At 53.9% G+C, this 19,486-nt stretch carries 19 protein-coding genes; 10 read left to right on the plus strand and 9 right to left on the minus strand.

Annotated elements, in window-relative coordinates:
* The first annotated feature begins 623 nt into the window (after positions 1 to 623).
* A complete protein-coding gene (locus AUQ43_RS09590; RefSeq protein WP_232310645.1) occupies positions 624 to 1,916 on the plus strand; it encodes a M23 family metallopeptidase in 1,293 nt (430 codons plus the stop codon).
* Between the two features lie 228 nt (positions 1,917 to 2,144).
* Here the strand turns inward: AUQ43_RS09590 and AUQ43_RS09595 are convergent, their stop codons facing one another.
* A complete protein-coding gene (locus AUQ43_RS09595) occupies positions 2,145 to 3,941 on the minus strand; it encodes an ABC transporter transmembrane domain-containing protein (protein ID WP_062956058.1) in 1,797 nt (598 codons plus the stop codon).
* Positions 3,942 to 3,987: 46 nt separating this feature from the next.
* Positions 3,988 to 4,320 carry an iron donor protein CyaY gene (cyaY, locus tag AUQ43_RS09600; protein WP_062956059.1) on the minus strand — a complete coding sequence of 111 codons (333 nt, stop codon included), beginning with the start codon at positions 4,318 to 4,320 and terminating at the stop codon, positions 3,988 to 3,990.
* Positions 4,321 to 4,593: 273 nt separating this feature from the next.
* On the opposite strand from cyaY, the gene rpmE reads away from it, so the two are divergent.
* Both rpmE and AUQ43_RS09610 read left to right on the plus strand, forming a co-directional pair.
* A complete protein-coding gene (gene rpmE, locus AUQ43_RS09605) occupies positions 4,594 to 4,818 on the plus strand; it encodes a 50S ribosomal protein L31 (protein ID WP_008891651.1) in 225 nt (74 codons plus the stop codon).
* Positions 4,819 to 5,074: 256 nt separating this feature from the next.
* Entirely contained in the window at positions 5,075 to 6,913 is a 1,839-nt protein-coding gene (locus AUQ43_RS09610; protein WP_062956060.1) for an adenylate/guanylate cyclase domain-containing protein, read from the plus strand.
* Positions 6,914 to 7,035: 122 nt separating this feature from the next.
* On the opposite strand, the gene AUQ43_RS09615 is transcribed toward AUQ43_RS09610, so the two are convergent.
* Together AUQ43_RS09615 and AUQ43_RS09620 are read right to left on the minus strand one after the other, a co-directional pair.
* Positions 7,036 to 7,509: a DUF1465 family protein gene (locus AUQ43_RS09615; protein WP_369813473.1), complete on the minus strand. Its 474-nt coding sequence runs from the start codon at positions 7,507 to 7,509 to the stop codon at positions 7,036 to 7,038.
* Positions 7,510 to 7,970: 461 nt separating this feature from the next.
* Positions 7,971 to 8,195: a DUF1192 domain-containing protein gene (locus tag AUQ43_RS09620; RefSeq protein ID WP_232310646.1), complete on the minus strand. Its 225-nt coding sequence runs from the start codon at positions 8,193 to 8,195 to the stop codon at positions 7,971 to 7,973.
* Positions 8,196 to 8,253: 58 nt separating this feature from the next.
* Here AUQ43_RS09620 and AUQ43_RS09625 point away from each other — a divergent pair, with 58 nt between their 5' ends.
* The 3 genes from AUQ43_RS09625 (at position 8,254) to AUQ43_RS09635 (ending at position 11,221) form a co-directional block, all read left to right on the plus strand.
* Positions 8,254 to 9,261: an NAD(P)H-quinone oxidoreductase gene (locus tag AUQ43_RS09625; protein ID WP_232310647.1), complete on the plus strand. Its 1,008-nt coding sequence runs from the start codon at positions 8,254 to 8,256 to the stop codon at positions 9,259 to 9,261.
* A 300-nt stretch (positions 9,262 to 9,561) separates the two neighbouring features.
* Complete coding sequence (locus tag AUQ43_RS09630) at positions 9,562 to 10,242, plus strand: DUF1013 domain-containing protein (protein ID WP_062956063.1); 681 nt, start codon at positions 9,562 to 9,564, stop codon at positions 10,240 to 10,242.
* 166 nt (positions 10,243 to 10,408) lie between these two features.
* Complete coding sequence (locus AUQ43_RS09635; protein WP_062956064.1) at positions 10,409 to 11,221, plus strand: DeoR/GlpR family DNA-binding transcription regulator; 813 nt, start codon at positions 10,409 to 10,411, stop codon at positions 11,219 to 11,221.
* A 103-nt stretch (positions 11,222 to 11,324) separates the two neighbouring features.
* Here the strand turns inward: AUQ43_RS09635 and AUQ43_RS09640 are convergent, their stop codons facing one another.
* Together AUQ43_RS09640 and AUQ43_RS20095 are read right to left on the minus strand one after the other, a co-directional pair.
* Positions 11,325 to 13,220, minus strand: coding sequence for a propionyl-CoA synthetase (locus tag AUQ43_RS09640; protein WP_062956065.1), 1,896 nt, complete (start codon positions 13,218 to 13,220; stop codon positions 11,325 to 11,327).
* A gap of 396 nt (positions 13,221 to 13,616) precedes the next feature.
* A complete protein-coding gene (locus AUQ43_RS20095; RefSeq protein ID WP_081944367.1) occupies positions 13,617 to 13,781 on the minus strand; it encodes a YdcH family protein in 165 nt (54 codons plus the stop codon).
* 115 nt (positions 13,782 to 13,896) lie between these two features.
* On the opposite strand from AUQ43_RS20095, the gene AUQ43_RS09650 reads away from it, so the two are divergent.
* A complete protein-coding gene (locus tag AUQ43_RS09650; RefSeq protein ID WP_062956067.1) occupies positions 13,897 to 14,514 on the plus strand; it encodes a UbiX family flavin prenyltransferase in 618 nt (205 codons plus the stop codon).
* A 12-nt stretch (positions 14,515 to 14,526) separates the two neighbouring features.
* Here AUQ43_RS09650 and AUQ43_RS09655 read toward each other — a convergent pair whose 3' ends face one another.
* Together AUQ43_RS09655 and AUQ43_RS09660 are read right to left on the minus strand one after the other, a co-directional pair.
* A complete protein-coding gene (locus AUQ43_RS09655) occupies positions 14,527 to 14,991 on the minus strand; it encodes a TIGR02444 family protein (protein ID WP_062956068.1) in 465 nt (154 codons plus the stop codon).
* Positions 14,992 to 15,018: 27 nt separating this feature from the next.
* Positions 15,019 to 16,125: an ATP-dependent 6-phosphofructokinase gene (locus AUQ43_RS09660; protein ID WP_062956069.1), complete on the minus strand. Its 1,107-nt coding sequence runs from the start codon at positions 16,123 to 16,125 to the stop codon at positions 15,019 to 15,021.
* A 120-nt stretch (positions 16,126 to 16,245) separates the two neighbouring features.
* Here AUQ43_RS09660 and AUQ43_RS09665 point away from each other — a divergent pair, with 120 nt between their 5' ends.
* The gene (locus tag AUQ43_RS09665; RefSeq protein WP_062956070.1) at positions 16,246 to 16,452 is read left to right on the plus strand and encodes a YdcH family protein; all 207 of its coding nucleotides are present in this window, start codon (positions 16,246 to 16,248) and stop codon (positions 16,450 to 16,452) included.
* Between the two features lie 111 nt (positions 16,453 to 16,563).
* Here the strand turns inward: AUQ43_RS09665 and AUQ43_RS09670 are convergent, their stop codons facing one another.
* Positions 16,564 to 17,400 carry a diguanylate cyclase domain-containing protein gene (locus AUQ43_RS09670; protein WP_232310648.1) on the minus strand — a complete coding sequence of 279 codons (837 nt, stop codon included), beginning with the start codon at positions 17,398 to 17,400 and terminating at the stop codon, positions 16,564 to 16,566.
* A 262-nt stretch (positions 17,401 to 17,662) separates the two neighbouring features.
* Here AUQ43_RS09670 and purE point away from each other — a divergent pair, with 262 nt between their 5' ends.
* The gene (purE, locus tag AUQ43_RS09675) at positions 17,663 to 18,163 is read left to right on the plus strand and encodes a 5-(carboxyamino)imidazole ribonucleotide mutase (protein ID WP_062957230.1); all 501 of its coding nucleotides are present in this window, start codon (positions 17,663 to 17,665) and stop codon (positions 18,161 to 18,163) included.
* A gap of 103 nt (positions 18,164 to 18,266) precedes the next feature.
* Positions 18,267 to 19,352, plus strand: coding sequence for a 5-(carboxyamino)imidazole ribonucleotide synthase (locus AUQ43_RS09680; RefSeq protein ID WP_062956072.1), 1,086 nt, complete (start codon positions 18,267 to 18,269; stop codon positions 19,350 to 19,352).
* Positions 19,353 to 19,486: the final 134 nt, after the last annotated feature.

Genomic DNA, 19,486 nt, shown 5'->3' on the forward strand with positions numbered 1-19,486 from the left:
CGCCAAGTCCGCGTCGCCGTCTCGTTGGCGCCGCACCCCGTCGGTGGAGGCGGGTTATAGGCCCCACTCCCAAAACTGTCAAACCCTTTTTTGGAAAAAAATGACAGAAAAATACAAATTTGTGAAAACAGGCCAAACGGTACGGAACCGGGGGATTTCGGCCATCATCCAGTGGTTGAGAAACAGAGCGCCAACTTGGATCGTGCAAACTTGTATCCAGAGGAATTCCCAGCGCCCCTGACACCCAAGTAAGGAACCAAAAGCCCAACCCCATGAGGCATGAAAGACAAGCTACATATAGTATGTGTCACTTCAGGTATCAGCAGCCTGTCACGGTGAAGAAGGTTACAGTTCGTTTTTGCCTGCCTTGTTATTGCCATTCTGGGCTGGCACATCATCGCCGCCCATCGCGCCTAAGGCGGCAGGAGTCCTTCAACGGTTCGTAAAGGAAATCGCGCCATTATGGTGTCGACGGGTTCCGAATTTACCCGCGGCAATTCGCATTTCACATCGACAAATCTTTTATGTATAAGGTTTGAGACGATGTTGCCGGAAAGAGCAACGGTCCGGGTAGACTGATTATTGGCTTTTAGGGGAGTTCTACGGCAATGGCCGGAAGAGACTTGGTTTCTATTGCAACTGTGATGGTAATTCTGGGGGGAACAACCGGATATCTGTTATCCGATCATTATTCCAACGCCTCGGATACGGCCCTGTCTGCCAGCGCTGCCGAAAGCCTCGACATGGACGGCAATGCCTCTATTACCGAGACTGCCAGCATTCCCGACATTGAACCGCGCCGTGAAACGGTCGTCCTTGAACAGGGATCGAACCTGATGGCGACACTGACAGCCACCGGCCTTGAGCGCACATCTGCCTATAATGCAATTGAAGCGCTTCGCGATGTCTTTAATCCGCGCAAACTGCGCGCCGGACAGGAATTCGATCTTGTATACGCAGCAGACGCCCAGGACGATATCGAACTTCTTGACCAACTGAGCTTCCAGCCGGACCCAGAAACCATTGTTTCGGTCTCGCGTACTGATGACGGCTATCAGGCTTCTTCGGACAAAATCGAACTGACTCCCGCGCGTAATGTTGCCTCGGGCACGATTGAGCAGAGCCTGTTTTTGGCCGCCGAGCGCAATGGTGTTCCGATCCCGGTTTTGATGGACCTGATCGAGCTTTATTCTTACGAGGTCGACTTCCAGCGCGACATCCAGCCGGGCGACAGCTTTGAAGTCATGTATCAGGAACTCAACAATGATGCCGGTGAGCGGGTTCGCTTTGGCGATGTGCTTTATGCCAGCATGACACTGAGCGGTCATGAGGTTCGGCTTTATTCCTATACCGACAGCAATGGCGAGACCGACTTCTATAATCAGAAGGGTGAGTCTTATCGCCGCGCACTGATGCGGACACCGATCAACGGTGCGCGCCTTTCATCAGGGTATGGCAAGCGCAAGCACCCGATCCTTGGTTACACCAAGATGCACAAAGGCATCGACTTTGCCGCCCCGACCGGCACCCCGATCTTTGCCGCCGGTAATGGTACGATTGCCAAGATTGGCCGCAATGGTGGTTATGGCAACTACATCCTGATCCGCCACAACGATTCCTATGACACCGCCTATGCCCATATGAACGGCTTTGCCAAGGGCCTGAAACAGGGATCGCGCGTCAAGCAGGGGGATGTGATTGGGTATGTCGGCACCACTGGTCGCTCGACCGGCCCGCATCTGCATTACGAGATCCTGAAGAACAACACCCAGGTCAACCCGATCCGCATCAAAATGCCGAGTGGCAAGACGCTCAAGGGGGATGAACTGGATCGCTTCTTGGCAGATTCCGACGGCCTTCGGAAACAATATGCCGAGCTTGCGATCAGCAACCGCAAGATTGCGAGCGCTGAGTAAGATCGAGAACCAAACATCGCTTTAAAAACCCGCCCACGTGGCGGGTTTTTTGTTTTTCAAGGAAACCGACAATCGGGAAGCAGGATTATTCGCCCTGCTGTTGGCGAGGAACGTTACCGGGGCTTTGGAGTGGGAGAAACTCACGACCATGCTGCTGGCGGCACAATAGAGGCAAAATACCGAAACGTTACGGTACTCTGTGAGAACAGATGACAGCATTGGCGTTGATCAGGCAGCGTCGCGGGCGAACTGCAGCTTGGCAAGACGGCCATAGAGCGGAGAGCTTTCGAGCAATTCCTGATGTGTCCCGACCGCAACCAGTTTGCCATCATCAATCACGGCAATACGATCTGCGTGCTGCACCGTGGCAAGACGATGGGCAATCACCAACGTCGTGCGCTGGGTCATGATGGTTTCAAGCGCCTTTTGCACAACCTGTTCACTTTCGGCATCAAGCGCACTGGTGGCTTCATCAAGCAGAAGGATGGTTGGATTGCGCAGGATCGCCCGTGCAATCGCAATGCGCTGACGTTGCCCACCCGACAGGCGAACGCCCTTTTCCCCAAGGAACGTATTGAAACCATCGGGCAAGCGATCAAGAAACTCGCTGGCATGCGCAGCATCGGCGGCGGCACGGACGTCGTCATCGGTCGCATCGGGGCGACCATAGCGAATATTATCCCATGCATTGGCGGCAAAGATCACTGGATCCTGTGCCACCAGACCGATACGTTCGCGCACGGCGACAGGATCGGCTGTCTTGATATCCACCCCGTCTACCCGGATGACACCGCTTGCGGGATCATAGAACCGCAGGAGCAATTGGAAGACCGTGGTTTTGCCCGCACCGGACGGACCAACAAGTGCAACTGTTTCACCCGGCTTGACCGATAGGCTGAGCCCTTCAAGGGCCGAACGGTCCGGGCGCGCGGGATAGTGGAAGGTCACATTTTCAAAATTGACGTGACCCTGATGGGGTACGGGCATCGCAACCGGATTTGACGGCGCCTTGATTTCTGGTTCGGTCGATAGCAGCGCGACAAGCCGTTCGGCCGCACCAGCCGCACGTTGCAGGTCGCCGACGACTTCACTGATCGCGCCAACCGATCCGGCAACGACCACAGCATAGAAAACAAAGGCCGAGAGCTCACCGGCTGAAATCGTACCATCAAGAACATCATGACCGCCGATCCAAAGGATCGTGCCGACCGCCCCAAACACCATGACAATGACGATGGCGGTCAGAAGTGCGCGGGCGGAAATGCGTGCGACAGCTGTTCTGAATGCGCCTTCGACATGACCGCTGAAACGTTTGCTTTCGATTTCTTCGTGGGTATAGGCCTGCACAGTTCGCAGTGCGTTCAGCGTTTCTTCTGAAAAGGCACTGACATCCGCGACACGGTCCTGGGATTCGCGTGACAGGCGACGCACACGACGACCATAGCCAACAATCGGGATAACCACCAACGGCACGACCAGCAAGACCAAGGCTGTGAGCTTGGGGCTGGTGATCGCCAGCATCGTCAGGCCGCCGACAAACATCAACGCATTGCGCAACGCAATCGAGACACTTGAGCCAATGACAGATTGCAGCAGCGTTGTATCCGTTGTCAGGCGCGAGAGCACCTCACCGGTTCTGGTGACTTCAAAAAAGGCCGAATCCAGTCGGATGATATGGCGATAAACCGCCGAACGAATATCGGCAACCACGCGCTCCCCGATCCAGGAGACCAGGAAAAACCGCATATAGCTGGCACCTGCCAGCAGAAGCGTGACCGCAAACAGGACAAACAGCGCGCGGTCAAGCAGTGCGCCGTCACCTTCGGCAAAGCCTTCATCGACCAGCATGCGCAGACCATTGCCAAGCGCCAGCACCGTACCCGATGCGGTTACCAGTGCAATCAACGCCCCTATCAGCTGCAAACGATACTTTGTAACGAAAGGAACAATGGCGCGGAGCGACGAAAGGTTCCGGCTGGTTTCACGATCGATGAGTTTTGCAGAAGAAGTCGGTGTACGCGCCAAGGCACTTTATTCCATATGCAATGGGAACCACGCGGCCAATCAGTGATCAGCCAAGATCAAGTTTGTTACCGGTTTTGACCGCAAGATCGGCAGAGAGCTGATCATTGAGCGTGGTCGAGCCACGCGTCGAGGTCCATGTTTCGTTATCTTCATCAAAGTCATAGTGGCTTGCGCCGCTGACCGGTGAAGACAGCCAAACCTGACGGTTGGGACCATGCTTGTTAATGATGAATTGTTCGCCCGAATCGAGTTCGATGGTCAGGATGCCCGACTGCAAATCGACTTCAAGGTCATCGCCCAATGCATCGTCAATAACGTCGGAAAGCGTTTCAATGGTCTCGTCTGCTATCTGATGGAAGCGGGTTTCCTCAAGGGCCACAGTCTTGTTCTCCGTCTGTCATCGGGGTCAAACGCCCCGGCAAGGCGACAATCAATTGTTGGCGCACCATACTATATAAAGTGACCTGTGCAAGTATGCATAAGCACGGTTGCGAGAAAAGCTTGAAACACGGGCCAAGCACTGCTAAACGACCGCCAGATCGCTACTGCACTCCCCTCATTTGGCGTTAATCGGATAATTACCGGTTACAGGGGTTGCGCGAGCCGATTTTTTACACTATACACCGCGCTTCAAATTCCGGAGTGATAGGCGATGAAAAAAGATATCCATCCCGATTACCATGAGATCACCGTTCAGATGACTGACGGCAGCACCTTCACCACGCAGTCGACCTGGGGCAATCCGGGCGATGTGTTGAAGCTCGACATCGATCCGAAAAGCCACCCGGCTTGGACTGGTGTTCACCGTCTTCTGGACAGCGGCGGGCAGCTTGCTAAGTTCAAAAAGCGCTTCGCTGGTTTCAATATCGGCAACTAAGCAAAGAACACGTTCTTGTGTTCTGTGGGATCAGCGCCCGTCGCATCTTCTTGATGCCGCGGGCGTTTTTCTTTGTCTAAACCCTGAATCTGCATAGCTGTTAACGATAAAAAACTATAGTTGAAACAACTATTAGAAGTTATGGAGCATATGTGATGGTGGTTTTGGCATTTTTTTGCCATAATCTCCTTCGTTAGGATAAGGCAGCTTCGATTCTGCTGTCAGGTCCTGCTTGAACGCATCACCAGGCTCTTACATGAATCAAGTGACGGCACGTAACCAGGTTAGCTACGAGGTCTATGTTAAAGACCGTTCAGGCCGGTGGCAGATCCACGGCCACTTTACTGGTACGCAAAAAAAGCAGGCCGAAGAAGAAGCCAAACAGATCGAACGCGCAAATCACGTGTCGGGTGTTAAGGTTATTCGCGAGGTTTATAACCACGCGACAAACAGTTCCGACGAATATGTGGTCTATGAGACGCGCGGTCAGGGTAATCTGGAAAACACCAATCCGCAGGCAAAGCCAAAGCGTCCTTCCGCGTCAAAACCAAAAGCACAACGTCCGACTCATTCACCAGCCCCCTCGCCTTCAAAGGCTGAAGAACCAGAAGACACGGCAAGTAACTCCGCACCGGCTGCCGCGAAGAAGCCCTCTGCAGCAAGACCGTCAAATGCTCTGGCTGAAAGCCAAAGTCTGGTTGGTCTGGGGCTTAAGATGTTGGTGGCATTTTGTGTTGCGATCGCAGTGGGTCTTGCAACCATGCTGCTTGCCGCCAAAGGACTGGAATTCCTGCCGGGAATGGGACTTAACGTCAGTCAGAGCTTCTACGACAAGATCAACTTCCTGTCCTTTACCGTTGGCTTTTTGGCGAGCGTCGTCCCGATGTTGATGGCGCTGACCAAAAAGTTCAAGGGCCGCGCCCGCAGATCATCCAGTTCTTTCGCGCACCCGACCAAGTCCAGAGCGACCCGACCTGGCAAAAGCAAGGGTGGTGCACAAGGCTCCAGCCCTGACGCCCGGCGCAAGACAGCAGCCGAAATGGCGGCAGAGATTGAACGCGAGGATAGCGGCGAAACCGCTGATGATACGCAAGCCTCAGACGATCAGACTGACGAACAGCAACAAGAAGAACCCCAAGCCCCGATCGACGATACACCTGACAAGCCAATGGTCGAAACGCGCGAAATTCGCGCCACCCGCGAGCAGATGCGTGATTTCATCACGGGTTCGATCAAAGCAATCCAGCGCACAGTGCCGTCGCTGGACGCCTATCACAAGTTTGGCGTCAATCTGTATGTTGCCGGGGCATGTGACGCGTGTAGCGAAAAGCACGCCCTTGATCAAAAAGACGGGCGCATTATCCTGCGCGATTGCATTTCAGCACTTGGTGCGAACAAGAGCATGGCCGATACGTTCTGCAAGAATGTTGATGCCTATATCCTTGAGCCAAAATACAAGGATATGTACGGTGCCGGCCGCCAGTCCATGGATGCCTATATCAAGGATGAGAAGAGCATCAATTCATCGGTATCCAAGGCGCTTGCCGATTGGAGTGAGAAACCCGCTGCGGGTCCGCAAGGTGCCGCCGGCAAAAAGCTTCATGCGTTGATGTTCACCGATATTGTCAATTCCACAGCCAAAACCCAGGAACTGGGTGATCATGGCGCGCAGCAAATGGTGCATATCCACAACCAGATTGTGCGTACTGCCCTGATCAATAATTATGGCAAGGAAGTCAAACATATGGGTGACGGTATCATGGCCGTCTTCCCGTCATCGGCAAGCTCTGTTGAGGCAGCAATTGAAATCCAGAAGAACATGGCCTCGCACAATGCCAGCCAGGACCTGAAATTCCAGATCCGCATTGGCATCAATGCCGGTGAAGCCATTGCCGAAGAAAATGACCTGTTTGGCAGTGTGGTGCAGCTTGCCGCACGTGTCTGTGCACAAGCAGGAGGCGACGAAACGCTTGTGTCGGAGAATGTCAAAAATACGTATAGTGGCAGCCGGGCGAGTTTCGTTTCACAGGGCACCCGCCAGATGAAGGGCTTTTCAGACCCGATTGAGGTTTTCCAGGTTCAGGCCCGGACCTAAGCCAACCGGCAGTTCTGCAAGACATCCAGTGGTTTTTGGTAAAATGCTGGCCACGGCCAAACCGCACTGCTGCCGTATCTGACTTCCACGACAATCATATCCGGTGAAAGACAGGCGCTTGCCTAGCTGTTGCAGCTGGCGGCAACCTGCAGCTCCATGCGCGCGGCGCGCATGTAAAGTGAATGTGCTCTGCCCATTAAATCAAGAAGCCCGGGCGAGAGAAAGCCGCATTCTTCATGGGAATCTGCGGTACAAACGCGGATATCAACCATCAGGTCATCAATATCCACCGCATCACACCACGCAATTTCGCCTTCTTCGACGGCACGCACGGCAAGAAGCCACGCCATTGCCCGGATCAACCGCGTGGTCATGCGCATCTCTTCAACGCATTGTGCAGCAGCTTCACGGCTGCTATTTCGCCTGTTTTGCCCACGATGTGCCGAAAGGTAATTTCGGGCCTCTACCAACAATGTAAAGGCTTCATCGTAGGTACGCGAAAAATGAACAACCGAGAAATTGCCATGATACGACGTCGGGTCGGACGCCGGTGGATGCTCGTACGTCATCTTGAATATATTGGGAAGATCATACATCGCTTCAAGGAAGGAAGCGCACAAATAGAAAGACCGCCCTCTTGCGGGGCGGTCTCACCTCAACCTGCTAAACTTGCCGGACTTTTTTGGTTTTGTTTTTATTGTGTGCGAACTTTAGCCAGCGCTTTACAAGCGGTCAAGGCTATTCATGGCACAAATGTGACAATACGTATTAACCCGTACTATTTTGCGGATTAAGGTGCACCAAACACGACCAAACAAACGCGCATCGCACGTTTAAATAACTGAGTATAAAGAAAAAAGAAAAAGAACCGCCCTGAAAAGGGCGGCTCAGTTTAACAGGGAGGCATCGAAACATCACGTTCGACAAGGGGGCCATCAGATGACCCTCTAATCCACATATAAGACGGCAAGTTTAATTTTCAATTAACCCCAGGTTTAAAAAAATCATCCTCACGTCCAGTATTTGGAAGGTGGTCGCGATGCCGTTCATCATCGTTTCAATTTTTGAATAGTGCTTCGGCACCTGCAACTGCGCCTTTGCGATGCGTCAGCGCCTCATCCACATGTTTAATTTCGCGTTCCAGTGCGGCGCGGTAGTCTTTTAGGCTGTCGACTGACATTCCTTCGAGATTACGCGGCAGGCCAAATTCACCACCCTTGAAGATTGCGCCATCTTCTTCGTCCACGATCATCCTCCATTGTTTCCGGCCACGCTCGGTCATTGAATTTCCTACAAGCCCTAGATAGGTATTAAACGCAGTCTTCGCCAATGAGGTCCTTATGTCCAACGCAGATTTTCCAGCTCGTATGAAAGCCGTCGAGATTACCAAAGATGCCGACAAACCCGCACTCGTTGTCGGAGAGATCGCATTACCGGACTATGGACCTGACGATGTTCTGATACGGGTCGCGGCCAGTGGCGTGAACCGGCCTGACCTGATGCAGGTTGCCGGTATGTATCCGCCGCCGCCCGGGGCCTCGGAAATTCCCGGTCTTGAATTGGCAGGCGAGATTGTCGCCATTGGTTCAAACGTGACTGACTGGGCCTGTGGCGATAAGGTTTGCGCGCTTGTCACCGGGGGTGGCTACGCGCAATATGCAGCGGTTCCAGCAGCGCAATGCCTGCCTGTACCCGACGGCCTTACGATGACGCAGGCCGCCGGGCTTCCCGAGACCTTTTTTACCGTTTGGCACAATGTTTTTGACAAAGCGGCGCTGAAGACGGGCGAGACATTTCTGGTGCATGGGGGGACGTCGGGCATCGGCACTACCGCCATACAACTTGCCAAGACGTTCGGCGCCAAAGTCATCGCCACCGCAGGATCGCAAGAGAAGTGTCAGGCATGTCGTGACCTTGGTGCGGATGTCGCCATCAATTACAAGACAGAGGACTTTGTCGAGCAGGTCAAGGCAGCAACGGATGGCAAAGGTGCGAACGTTATTCTTGATATGGTCGCAGGTGATTATGTCAGTCGCAATTTCAAGGCAGCGGCGTTTGAAGCACGCATCCTGATCATCGCGTTTCTGCGCGGACCAAAGGCGGAAACCAATTTTACGCCCCTGTTGCTGAAACGCCTTACTCTCATGGGGTCGACATTGCGCGCACAGCCCGTTGCCAACAAGGCGGCAATTGCCAATGCCTTGCGCGAAAAGGTCTGGCCGCTGATTGAGGCGGGCAAAATCGCACCGGTGATTTACAAGACCGTACCGCTTGATCAGGCATCGGAAGCGCACGCCATATTGAAGGGTGGCGCACACATCGGAAAAGTGATACTTGAAGTCGACTGATCGCATTTGGACGAAGGTCTGATATCTTTTATCTGACCAATCCATGGCAACATGAGTATGCTTGCAGTTCGAAAAGAAATATTCTTTTTGCAACGCTGCAACAGATTGTTGCATTTACCCGCACATTGATCGAAAAGAACGCAATGGCGGGTCCGATGATGCGCAGCAACCCTTGTGGTTGACCTTGCTGCATTGCCGGACCACCAAAAGAGATTATATTCTGGGGCAAACATTCCCGCGCTTTTTGGGCCTTATACCCATTGCCGGTCTCCAGAGAGAAAGAAGGAAACAGGAGGAAATATGGCACAGCCCCTCATGCCCAAAGCAACCGCTGTATGGCTTATCGACAATACCGGCTTGTCGTTCCGGCAGATTGCTGCCTTTACCGAGCTGCATGAACTTGAAATTCAGGCTATCGCCGATGGTGATGTTGGCCAGGGTATCGTTGGCCTTGACCCGGTTGCCAATGGTCAGCTGAGCAAAGAAGAAATTGAACGCTGCGAAAAAGATCCGCGCGAACTGCTGAAAATGGCGAAATCTGATCTGCCGCGCCCACGCGCACAGGCAAAGGGTGCACGCTATACCCCGGTGTCGAAACGTCAGGACCGCCCGAATGCAATTGCATGGCTTCTCAAACATCATCCGGAACTTTCCGATGCACAGGTTTGCAAGCTGATTGGCACCACCAAGGACACCATTGGCAAGATCCGCGATCGGACGCACTGGAATTCAGCAAACCTTGCGCCGCGTAACCCGGTTACCATGGGTCTTTGTACCGAGCTTGACCTTGAAAAGCAGGTTGTGATCGCGCGCTCGAAGAACCCGGAAAAAATCGCCAAGGATGTCGAGCCGGATCCGCTGCCCGAAGAACTCCAGATCAATCCGGAACCAGATTATCCGGGCAAGAAAGGCGAAGAGAAGAAAGAAGAGCCGAAAACTTCCGATTATATGGAAGCGGCAGAAAACCTCTTCAAATCCTGATCAAATTCAAAGGGCCGCCCGTTGGGCGGCCTTTTTGTTTCCCGATTGCGCATCCCGCGCGTAAGGTTTGTTTCATAGTATTGCCGCGAAACGGTAACGCAACCGACATGGATGCCACATACCATTCGCCAGCTTTTCGAACGAACAACACCGAAGAAACGTTTCCATGCAAAAACGTCCTACCGAACGCCAGGCCGGCATCGTCGAACTTGTCCGTGCAGACGGCTTCCGCACCATCGAACAGCTTGCTGAACGCTTTGATGTGACACCACAGACCATCCGGCGTGACGTCAATGCCCTGTGTAACGAGGGCTTGCTACGTCGTCGCCACGGCGGTGTCGAACCCGCGCTTGAACATGAAAACATTGCGTATCGGGCGCGCAAGGTCCTCAACGTCAATGACAAGCGCAAGATTGCTGCCCTAGTCGCCCGAGAAATTCCCAACGGAGCATCCCTGTTCTTTTCGATTGGCACCACGCCGGAACTGGTCGCCAATGCATTGCTGCAGCATCGAGACCTTCGGATCTTTACCAATAACCTCAATGTCGCCTATGTCGCGGCCACAAATGACAGCTTTGAAGTCACCCTGATTGGCGGGCGTCTGCGCAACCGTGACCGCGATGTTCTTGGCCCCGAGGTCGAGGCGTTCTTTAACAGCTACAAGGTGGATTACGGTATCTTCGGCGTTGGCGGAATTGATCCGGACGGCAGCCTTCTTGATTTCGATGAACAGGAAGTCCGCGCCCGATCTGCAATTCTCAAGAATGCGCGCAAATCCTTTCTGGTCGCCGATCACACCAAGTTTGGCCGCAACGCGGTTGTGCGCGGCGGCTCCATCCGCGATGTCAGCGCGTTCTTCACCGACTGCCCGCCACCCGACCATATTGAACAGATCATTGATGAGTCTGGCGTTGCGCTCCATGTTCCCGAGGCAGGCACAGACTTCCCGACCTTTGTCATTCCCGATGATCACGACTGATCATTATACGGCAAAAAAACACCCGCTTTTGATTTCAAAAGCGGGTGCAAGGGTGCTCCGTTAACAAGGGAACGGGAGTATGCATCGGTGATGAAGAGGTTATCTATTTCGCATATCCGATCTCTTTGAGGACCTCGGCGATTTCGGGAAGGATTGCCGGATCATCAATCGTTGCCGGGGTGTTATAGCTTTCACCATCGGCGATGGAACGCATGGTCTTGCGCAGGATTTTTCCCGACCGGGTTTTTGGCAAACGGTTGACGACTGTGGCCTTTTTAAAGGCCGCAACCGGGCCGATCTGATCCCGGACCATGGCAACAATTTCTGCCAGAATGGCGTCATGCGGGCGGGTAACGCCCGACTTCAACACGACAAAGCCCAGCGGCAACTGCCCTTTCAGATCATCATGGACACCAATCACAGCACATTCGGCAACATCGGGATGTCCGGACAAGACTTCTTCCATGCCGCCAGTTGAAAGGCGGTGACCCGCAACGTTGATAATGTCATCCGTACGCGACATGACATAGACATAGCCATCTTCGTCAATGAAGCCCGCATCGCCGGTGGCGTAGTAGCCAGGAAACTCTTCAAGATAGGATGACTTGAAGCGATCCTCGTTCTGCCAAAGAGTGGGCAGTGTTCCCGGTGGCAACGGCAATTTGGCCGCCAGCGCACCGATCTGCCCGCGCTCAAGAGGTTTTCCTGCCTCGTCGAGAACCTGAACATCCCAGCCACAGGCCGCAACCGTCGGCGATCCGTATTTGATCGGCAGCAGTTCAATCCCGCGCGGGTTTGCACAGATTGACCAGCCCGTTTCGGTCTGCCACCAGTGGTCAATCACCGGCACACCAAGACTGTTCTCAGCCCATTGCAGGGTATCGGGATCTGATCGTTCGCCGGCAAGATACAGGGCCTCAAGGCAGCTCAGATCGTAATTGGCCATATGGGCCGCCTTGGGATCATCGCGCTTGATCGCTCGGAAAGCTGTGGGTGCGGTAAACAGGACTTTGACGTTGTGCTGGGAAATGACCCGCCAGAACGCCCCGGCATCCGGGGTCCCGACCGGTTTGCCTTCGAACATGACTGTCGTGCAGCCTGCCAGAAGCGGCGCATAAACGATATAGGAATGCCCGACAACCCAGCCAACATCGGATGCCGCCCAGTAAACGTCACCGGCTTCCACGCCATAGATGTTTTTCATCGACCAGTGCAGGGCAACCATATGCCCGCCATTGTCACGCACAACGCCCTTTGGCTGTCCCGTCGTGCCGGATGTATAAAGCACATACAGCGGATCAGTCGCGTCAACCGGGACACAATCGGACGGGGCGACTTTGGCGCACTCCACTTCCCAGTCATAGTCACGCCCATCTATCAACAGCGCATCACTTTGCGGGCGCTGGAAAAGAATGACGCTGTCAGGCTTGTGCTTGGCCATGGCAATGGCCTTATCAAGCAGCGGTTTGTATTCGATAACCCGGGAACCCTCGATGCCACAGCTTGCTGTCAGGATCAGTTTTGGCTTGGCGTCATCAATACGTGTTGCCAGTTCGTTGGAAGCAAAGCCACCAAACACCACAGAGTGGATCGCACCAATACGCGCACAGGCCAGCATTGCCATCGCGGCCTGCGGGATCATCGGCATATAGATGATGACGCGATCTCCCTTGGTTACGCCGCGTGCATGCAGCGCACCCGCCAGACGGGCGACCTCGTCACGAAGATGCGTGTAGGTAAATGTTTGAACCGTATTTGTGACCGGGCTGTCATAGATCAGGGCGGGCTGATCACCACGGCCATCTTCGATATGGCGATCCAGCGCGTTGTAACAGGTATTGACCTTCCCACCGCTAAACCAGCGGTAAAATGGTGGGTTACTGTCATCAAGCACACGGTCCCATTTCTTGTACCAGGAAATGTTTTCAGCAGCTTCAGCCCAAAAGCCTTCCTTGTCGGCAATCGAACGTTCGTAGATTTCCTGGTAGCGACCGGTCATTGGTAAAAACCCTCCCGCGGCGGTTTGTCTGACGTCCAGATCCGGACGCCTGCGTAGCGCTATATATGTAAATCGGCATCATAATACCGATTTAATTTGCGCATACCCCTTAGACATTGGTAGAGCCCTGTAACCCTTTGTATTCTGCGGATTACAATCACTCAAATCAGGCGCGCGACTGATCCCAAACACCAGAGGATTCGTATACGTGCGCAGTACAAACATTTATGTGGGAAGTCGCCCATGGTTTTGAAGTGCATACACAAAGATGCCGCCTCATGCGTGGGCGACAGTATGAGGCGGCAAAAGCAAGAGTTAGGAAATCTGTGAGGTCGTCAAACCATTCGGGTGGCAGATCGCGCGTTCTTGCTCACGCGATTGACCATGCCCGAACGGCTAATGGGTTATTCGGTTTATCTCGTCCTTGATTTCAAGCTTGCGACGTTTAATGTCTGCGACAACGGAATCGTCGGGCGCCGGGCGGCGCGTCTCGAGGTGGAGTTCCTGCTCAAGTGCAGCATGTTTGGCAGTAAGAGCTTCGATATGGCTTTGAACGCTCATTCGCCTACTCCTTATTTCTGACATTGCCCACAAGAAGATGGTATTAATTTCGTAACATGATTTCCAGTGTTTCAATCATGATCGTGAACAGGAACACAGTCCGGTAAGGAACGGTATGACGCAAAAAGATCGACTTATCATTGGCATAACCGGCGCGTCCGGGGTGATTTACGGCATACGTTTTTTACAGCTGCTGAAAAATGCGCCAACCGAGACTCATCTGGTCCTTTCCAAAGCAGCCGAGCGCACGATCGCCTATGAAACCGATTTTAAAATCCGCGAAATCAAGGAGATGGCGAACGTTGTCCACGAAAATGCAGACATCGGCGCCCCGATCGCATCAGGTTCTTTTCGCACACGCGGCATGATTATCGCCCCATGCTCCATGAAGTCTCTGGCCGAGGTTGCAAGCGGAGTCGCGGATAATTTGATCGCACGCGCAGCCGATGTGATCCTCAAAGAGCGCAAGCGTCTGGTGCTTATGGCGCGTGAAACACCACTTCATGCCGGCCATATCCGCAACATGGCACAGGCCACGGAAAACGGTGCCATCATTGCCCCGCCGGTCCCGGCATTCTATGCCCGTCCACAGTCACTTGATGAAATGGTGACGCAAAGCTGCGCACGCGTTCTTGATCTGTTTGAAATTGATCTGCCAGAAACCGCGCGTTGGGGCGATAGCGACGCCGCCAATCCGATCCCTGTTACCGGCAAACCCAAACCGCGCAACTGAATTGATCGGGCATTAGGCAATCCCCATTAGCCGGGTCAAATCGCCAAGTGCCTTGTCACACGCCGCCTGATCAAGTTCAAACCTGTTGGGTGACAAATAGGCATGGGCAGGCGCCAGAAGGTCGTCACTGGGGACCGTTTCCACCGCATCGCAAAGAATGTGCTGCTCGATCCGTTCGGCCTGCAATTCGTCTGATTTGACTTTTTGGCGCAGTTCCTGGGCACTTGCCCTTGGATCATCACGCAAATGACGCCGCGTGTGGCGAAGTGGTTTGATCACGTTTTCGCGCCAGTCACGCACTGCGCCCTCGAGCGAGGAAATACTGAGCGGCGCGAGCCCCTTTTGACCCAAAAAGAACATGAAAAGCAGCATGTTAACATCAAGGTCGCAACGTTCCTGAAGATCAAGACACAGCTTCGCCACGCCGTCACGACCATACATCTCAACCGTAAAGGCCCAGACTTCTTCCTGATCCATTCCCAACCTGCTTGTATAATTTTGTGATCAGACTGTTTTCGCTGTTCGGGCGACTTTGGGCGGATGCCCAAGATAGGCACCAAGCCCCTTTGCGGTCGAGACCATCGTGCCTGCAGTATCAACAAGGCGTGGCCCGACAATAACATCTTCCATCGCAACATCGACCACCTTGCGTTGCTGCCACGCGCACACACGATCAAACTTTTGCTGCGCAATCAGATCCACCGCATGTACGCCAAAGGCCGATGCAATCACCCGGTCGCGTGGTGATGGTGTCCCGCCACGCTGAACATGGCCGAGGACCGTAACACGGGTTTCCCATCCTGTCCGTGCGCCCAGCTCATCGGCCAACCAATGCCCGACCCCGCCATACCGGATTTTCTGACCATCGTCGCCCACCGTGACGGCAGAACCGTCGTCACGTTTGACGGCCTCGGCAACAATCACCAGGGCATGGTTTCGGCCACTTTTGCGAATATTGAGACAATGCTGGGTCAGTTCATCCAGATCATAATCCATTTCCGGAATCAGGATCACATCCGCCCCGCCTGCCACCCCGGCAAACAACGCGATATGCCCGGCATCACGCCCCATGACTTCAAGGATCATGATGCGGTCATGCGATGCCGCAGTTGGCTGCAAACGATCAAGCGCGTCGGTCGCAACATTCACAGCCGTCGTAAATCCGATGGAATACTCTGTTTGGGCAAGATCGTTATCGACCGTTTTGGGAATCCCCACCAGATTGATGCCGCCCATTTTGGCCAGCCGATGCAAGATTGCCATGCTGCCATCGCCGCCAATCCCGATCAGCGCATCCAGACCAAGTTTGCGGTAGCCTTCTATTACCTCGTTTGACCGGTCGGCAAAACTGCCATCCGCCATCGGGTAATGGAACGGATCGCCCTTGTTCACGGTGCCAAGAATTGTTCCCCCGAGGCGCAGCATCCCGTCATTGTTGATCTGATCATTCAAATCAATCGCCTGGGGCGGATCCTGCATCAATCCATGGGTTCCCTGCCGAATGCCGACAACATCCCAACCATAACCAAGTACAGCACGCCGGACGACAGCAAGAATAACCGCATTCAATCCGGCACAATCACCGCCACTGGTCAAAACTCCGATCCGCATTTGTTTCCTTCCCAAACGTGCCAATATTGTTTTACAGGGTGGTACAAATCATATGGGTTGCCAACATGATATCTGGTACTATCACCATCCCCTCGCATTGGTTATTAAGCTGGATCAAAAATGGACGAAATCAATCAGATCGAGATTGAAAAGAAACTTCTTTCGCTCCGCGAGGAACACCGTGATCTGGATGTGGCCATCGAACAAATGTCTCAGGCGCCACATCATGATCAGTTGCGACTCGGCCGCATGAAAAAGCGCAAACTGGCGCTTAAGGATGAAATCCTTTATGTCGAATCGCAGTTGGTGCCAGACATCATCGCCTGATTTCTGAAAAGTGTAGCCTGCAGTCGGAAATGCACACACCGATTTGACCGCATTTCCGGCAGTTGGAAACACGCATACGCGCGATGAACGCCCTAAGCGGAAAAAGGATCGTCAGATTCCCTGGGGAATGCGGGTCAGCTGTGCCAGATACATTTCCTTGTGCGCACGCAAGGCCGCATCCGCCGCGATCAAAACCGATTTGGGCGTGTCACCGCTTTGCGCATTGCGCAGACCAAAAACGGGGACGACCATGATCGGTTCGTCATTGTGCACATATGGATGCTGATTAAGCCAGCGGGTGATGGCATCCACGCGCTGCCAGATATCTTCTTCGTCGACATTGTACATCAGTGCCGCAAAGTCATTGCATCCAAGATATCCAAGATGATGCGGCGACATGATGAAATCGGCCATAATGCGACGGACATAATTGAACAGACCTTCCTTGCAGTCCTGTCCATGCCGTTGAAGAATATCGTCAATATTGGCCAGTTCGCATATCAACAGCGTCCGGCTTGTACGATCCGCACCGACCAGTGACATTTCATTTTCAAGGATTTGCAAAAAGGCCGGACGGCTGATGGCACCGGTAAAGGTATCGCGGCCTTCATTGCGCGCGAGATGCGCCTGCCGCTGTTTCAGATCGCTCAGATTCTCGGTAAGTCCATTGATGCGCACCATCAAGCGGCCAATTGCCTGCTCTACCGCTGGCGTTACCTGATTGTCGGGTATACCCAGAACGTTTGCCATATCAAGCGTACGATAGGGTGCCTCGTCCACGCTATCTGGCACATCATTGGTATCAATGTCGACTTGATGATCCTTATTTGGCGCACGACGGCGCCCGGCATCCTTGCCATACGCAAAGATCCCATACGGGCTTGATGGATAACGTCCATCACCGCCCCCCATCGAGGGTGTTGTTGATCCTGGTCTTGTGACTTTCATGTCTGACCTTCGTGTGCTACCTGCACAGTTATATGAGATAAAGGTAAATAATAGATCAAAAACCCAACCAGTTCATCTCATTTCTATATCCCTATCCAGTATAGTTTCGTAATACCTTGGAATAGATAAAAGATTTCAGTTTCCCCGCATCCGGATTTCCCGGTTTGTGCTGATCTACAATGCATCAAGCAGGCTTGCATGATAGGGCCTGCTGCATATAATGCGGGCCTTCATGAAACCGCCCGAAAACGGAGCCGCCAATATGAGCGATCAAACCCCGGTCATCGGCATCATCATGGGAAGCCAGTCGGACTGGGAAACCATGAAAAATGCGGCTGATGTCCTTGATGCGCTGAACGTCGCGTACGAGACAAAAATCGTCTCCGCCCATCGCACACCTGATCGCCTGTATGACTATGCCAAAACGGCAAAGTCGCGCGGCCTCAAGGTCATCATTGCCGGTGCCGGCGGTGCGGCCCACCTTCCGGGCATGGCAGCGGCCATGACGCCCCTTCCGGTTCTGGGTGTTCCGGTTCAAAGCCGCGCGCTCAAGGGCCTTGATAGCCTGCTTTCCATCGTTCAGATGCCGGGCGGCGTTCCGGTCGGAACCCTTGCCATTGGCTCAGCCGGGGCAAAGAATGCCGGTCTGATGGCAGCCGAAATCATGGCGCTTATGGATGATGGCCTTGCAGCCCGCCTTGATGACTGGCGCGCAGCCCAGACCGCATCGGTCGCAGACGAGCCGGTCGACCCGGCACCCTGATCTCCTGATCTGAAAAAAGGCGCCCCGACGGGGCGCGTTTTTGTTTGATTGCACCAGATTTGACGATTGCCCGACAGATGGGCGAGTTTTGATCGAGGAATACATGACGGATTTCGACACGCGCATCATCGCCCCGGGCAGTACCATTGGCATCATGGGCAATGGTCAGCTTGGCCGCATGGCAGCCTTCTGTGCGGCGGAGCTTGGCTATAAGGTTCATGTTTTTGGTCCGGGTGCCGACAGCCCGACCGAACAGGTCAGTGCCAAGGCAACGGTTGCCGATTACAACGACCTTGATGCGCTGCGCGCCTTCGCCAAGGATGTCGATGTTGTGACGTTTGAATTTGAAAACGTCCCGCATGACAGTGTCAAACTGCTTTCTGAGATCGTGCCGGTCCGTCCGGGCTGGAAATGCCTGCATATTTCGCAGAACCGCCTGCGTGAAAAGACGTTCTGTAACGACCATGGTATCGGTACCGCCCCGTTTGAAGCGGTACGATCACTCGCCGACCTTGAAGCGGCTGTTGCCAGACTTGGTCGCCCGTCGGTTCTGAAAACCACCGAAATGGGTTATGACGGCAAGGGTCAGGTCAAGATTGCCGCAGATACCGATCTTGGCGAAGCATGGTCTGAAATGAACGGGTCGGAGGCCATTCTTGAAGGCTTTATCTCGTTCGAGCGCGAGATTTCAGTGATTGTCGCGCGCGGCGTCAAAGGCGATACCGCCTGCTTCTGTCCGGTGGAGAACGTGCACACCAATCACATCCTTGATGTCACCGTCGCCCCGGCCGAAATTGCCGACGACCTGTCCAGCAAAGCCGAAGACATCGCGATCAAGCTGGTCAGTGCGATGGAGTTTGTCGGGCTTCTGGCGGTTGAGATGTTTGTCACGACCGATGGCGACATTCTGGTCAACGAAGTCGCCCCGCGGCCGCACAATTCCGGCCACTGGACCATTGATGCCTGTGTCACCAGCCAGTTCGAACAGTTCATTCGTGCGGTGTGTGGCCTGCCGCTGGGCGATCCGGCGCATCATTCCAAGGCGCGTATGAAAAACCTTTTGGGTGATGACATCGATGACTGGCAGGCAATTTTGACCGAGCCGAACGCAAAGCTACACCTTTATGGCAAGGCCGAAGCGAAGCCGGGCCGCAAGATGGGCCATGTGACGTGGGTTCTGCCGAAATAAGGCACCAGCCACCCGCTGATCTGATTAATACCCCGCCCCGGATACCAAGCGTATCCGGGGCTTTTTCATATGTTTCCCATGACGTTACACGAAGCGTCACACGAAAGATGACGCGGCTGGCATTTTATGCCCAG

Source organism: Thalassospira sp. MCCC 1A01148 (assembly GCF_001613795.1).
Lineage (GTDB): Bacteria > Pseudomonadota > Alphaproteobacteria > Rhodospirillales > Thalassospiraceae > Thalassospira.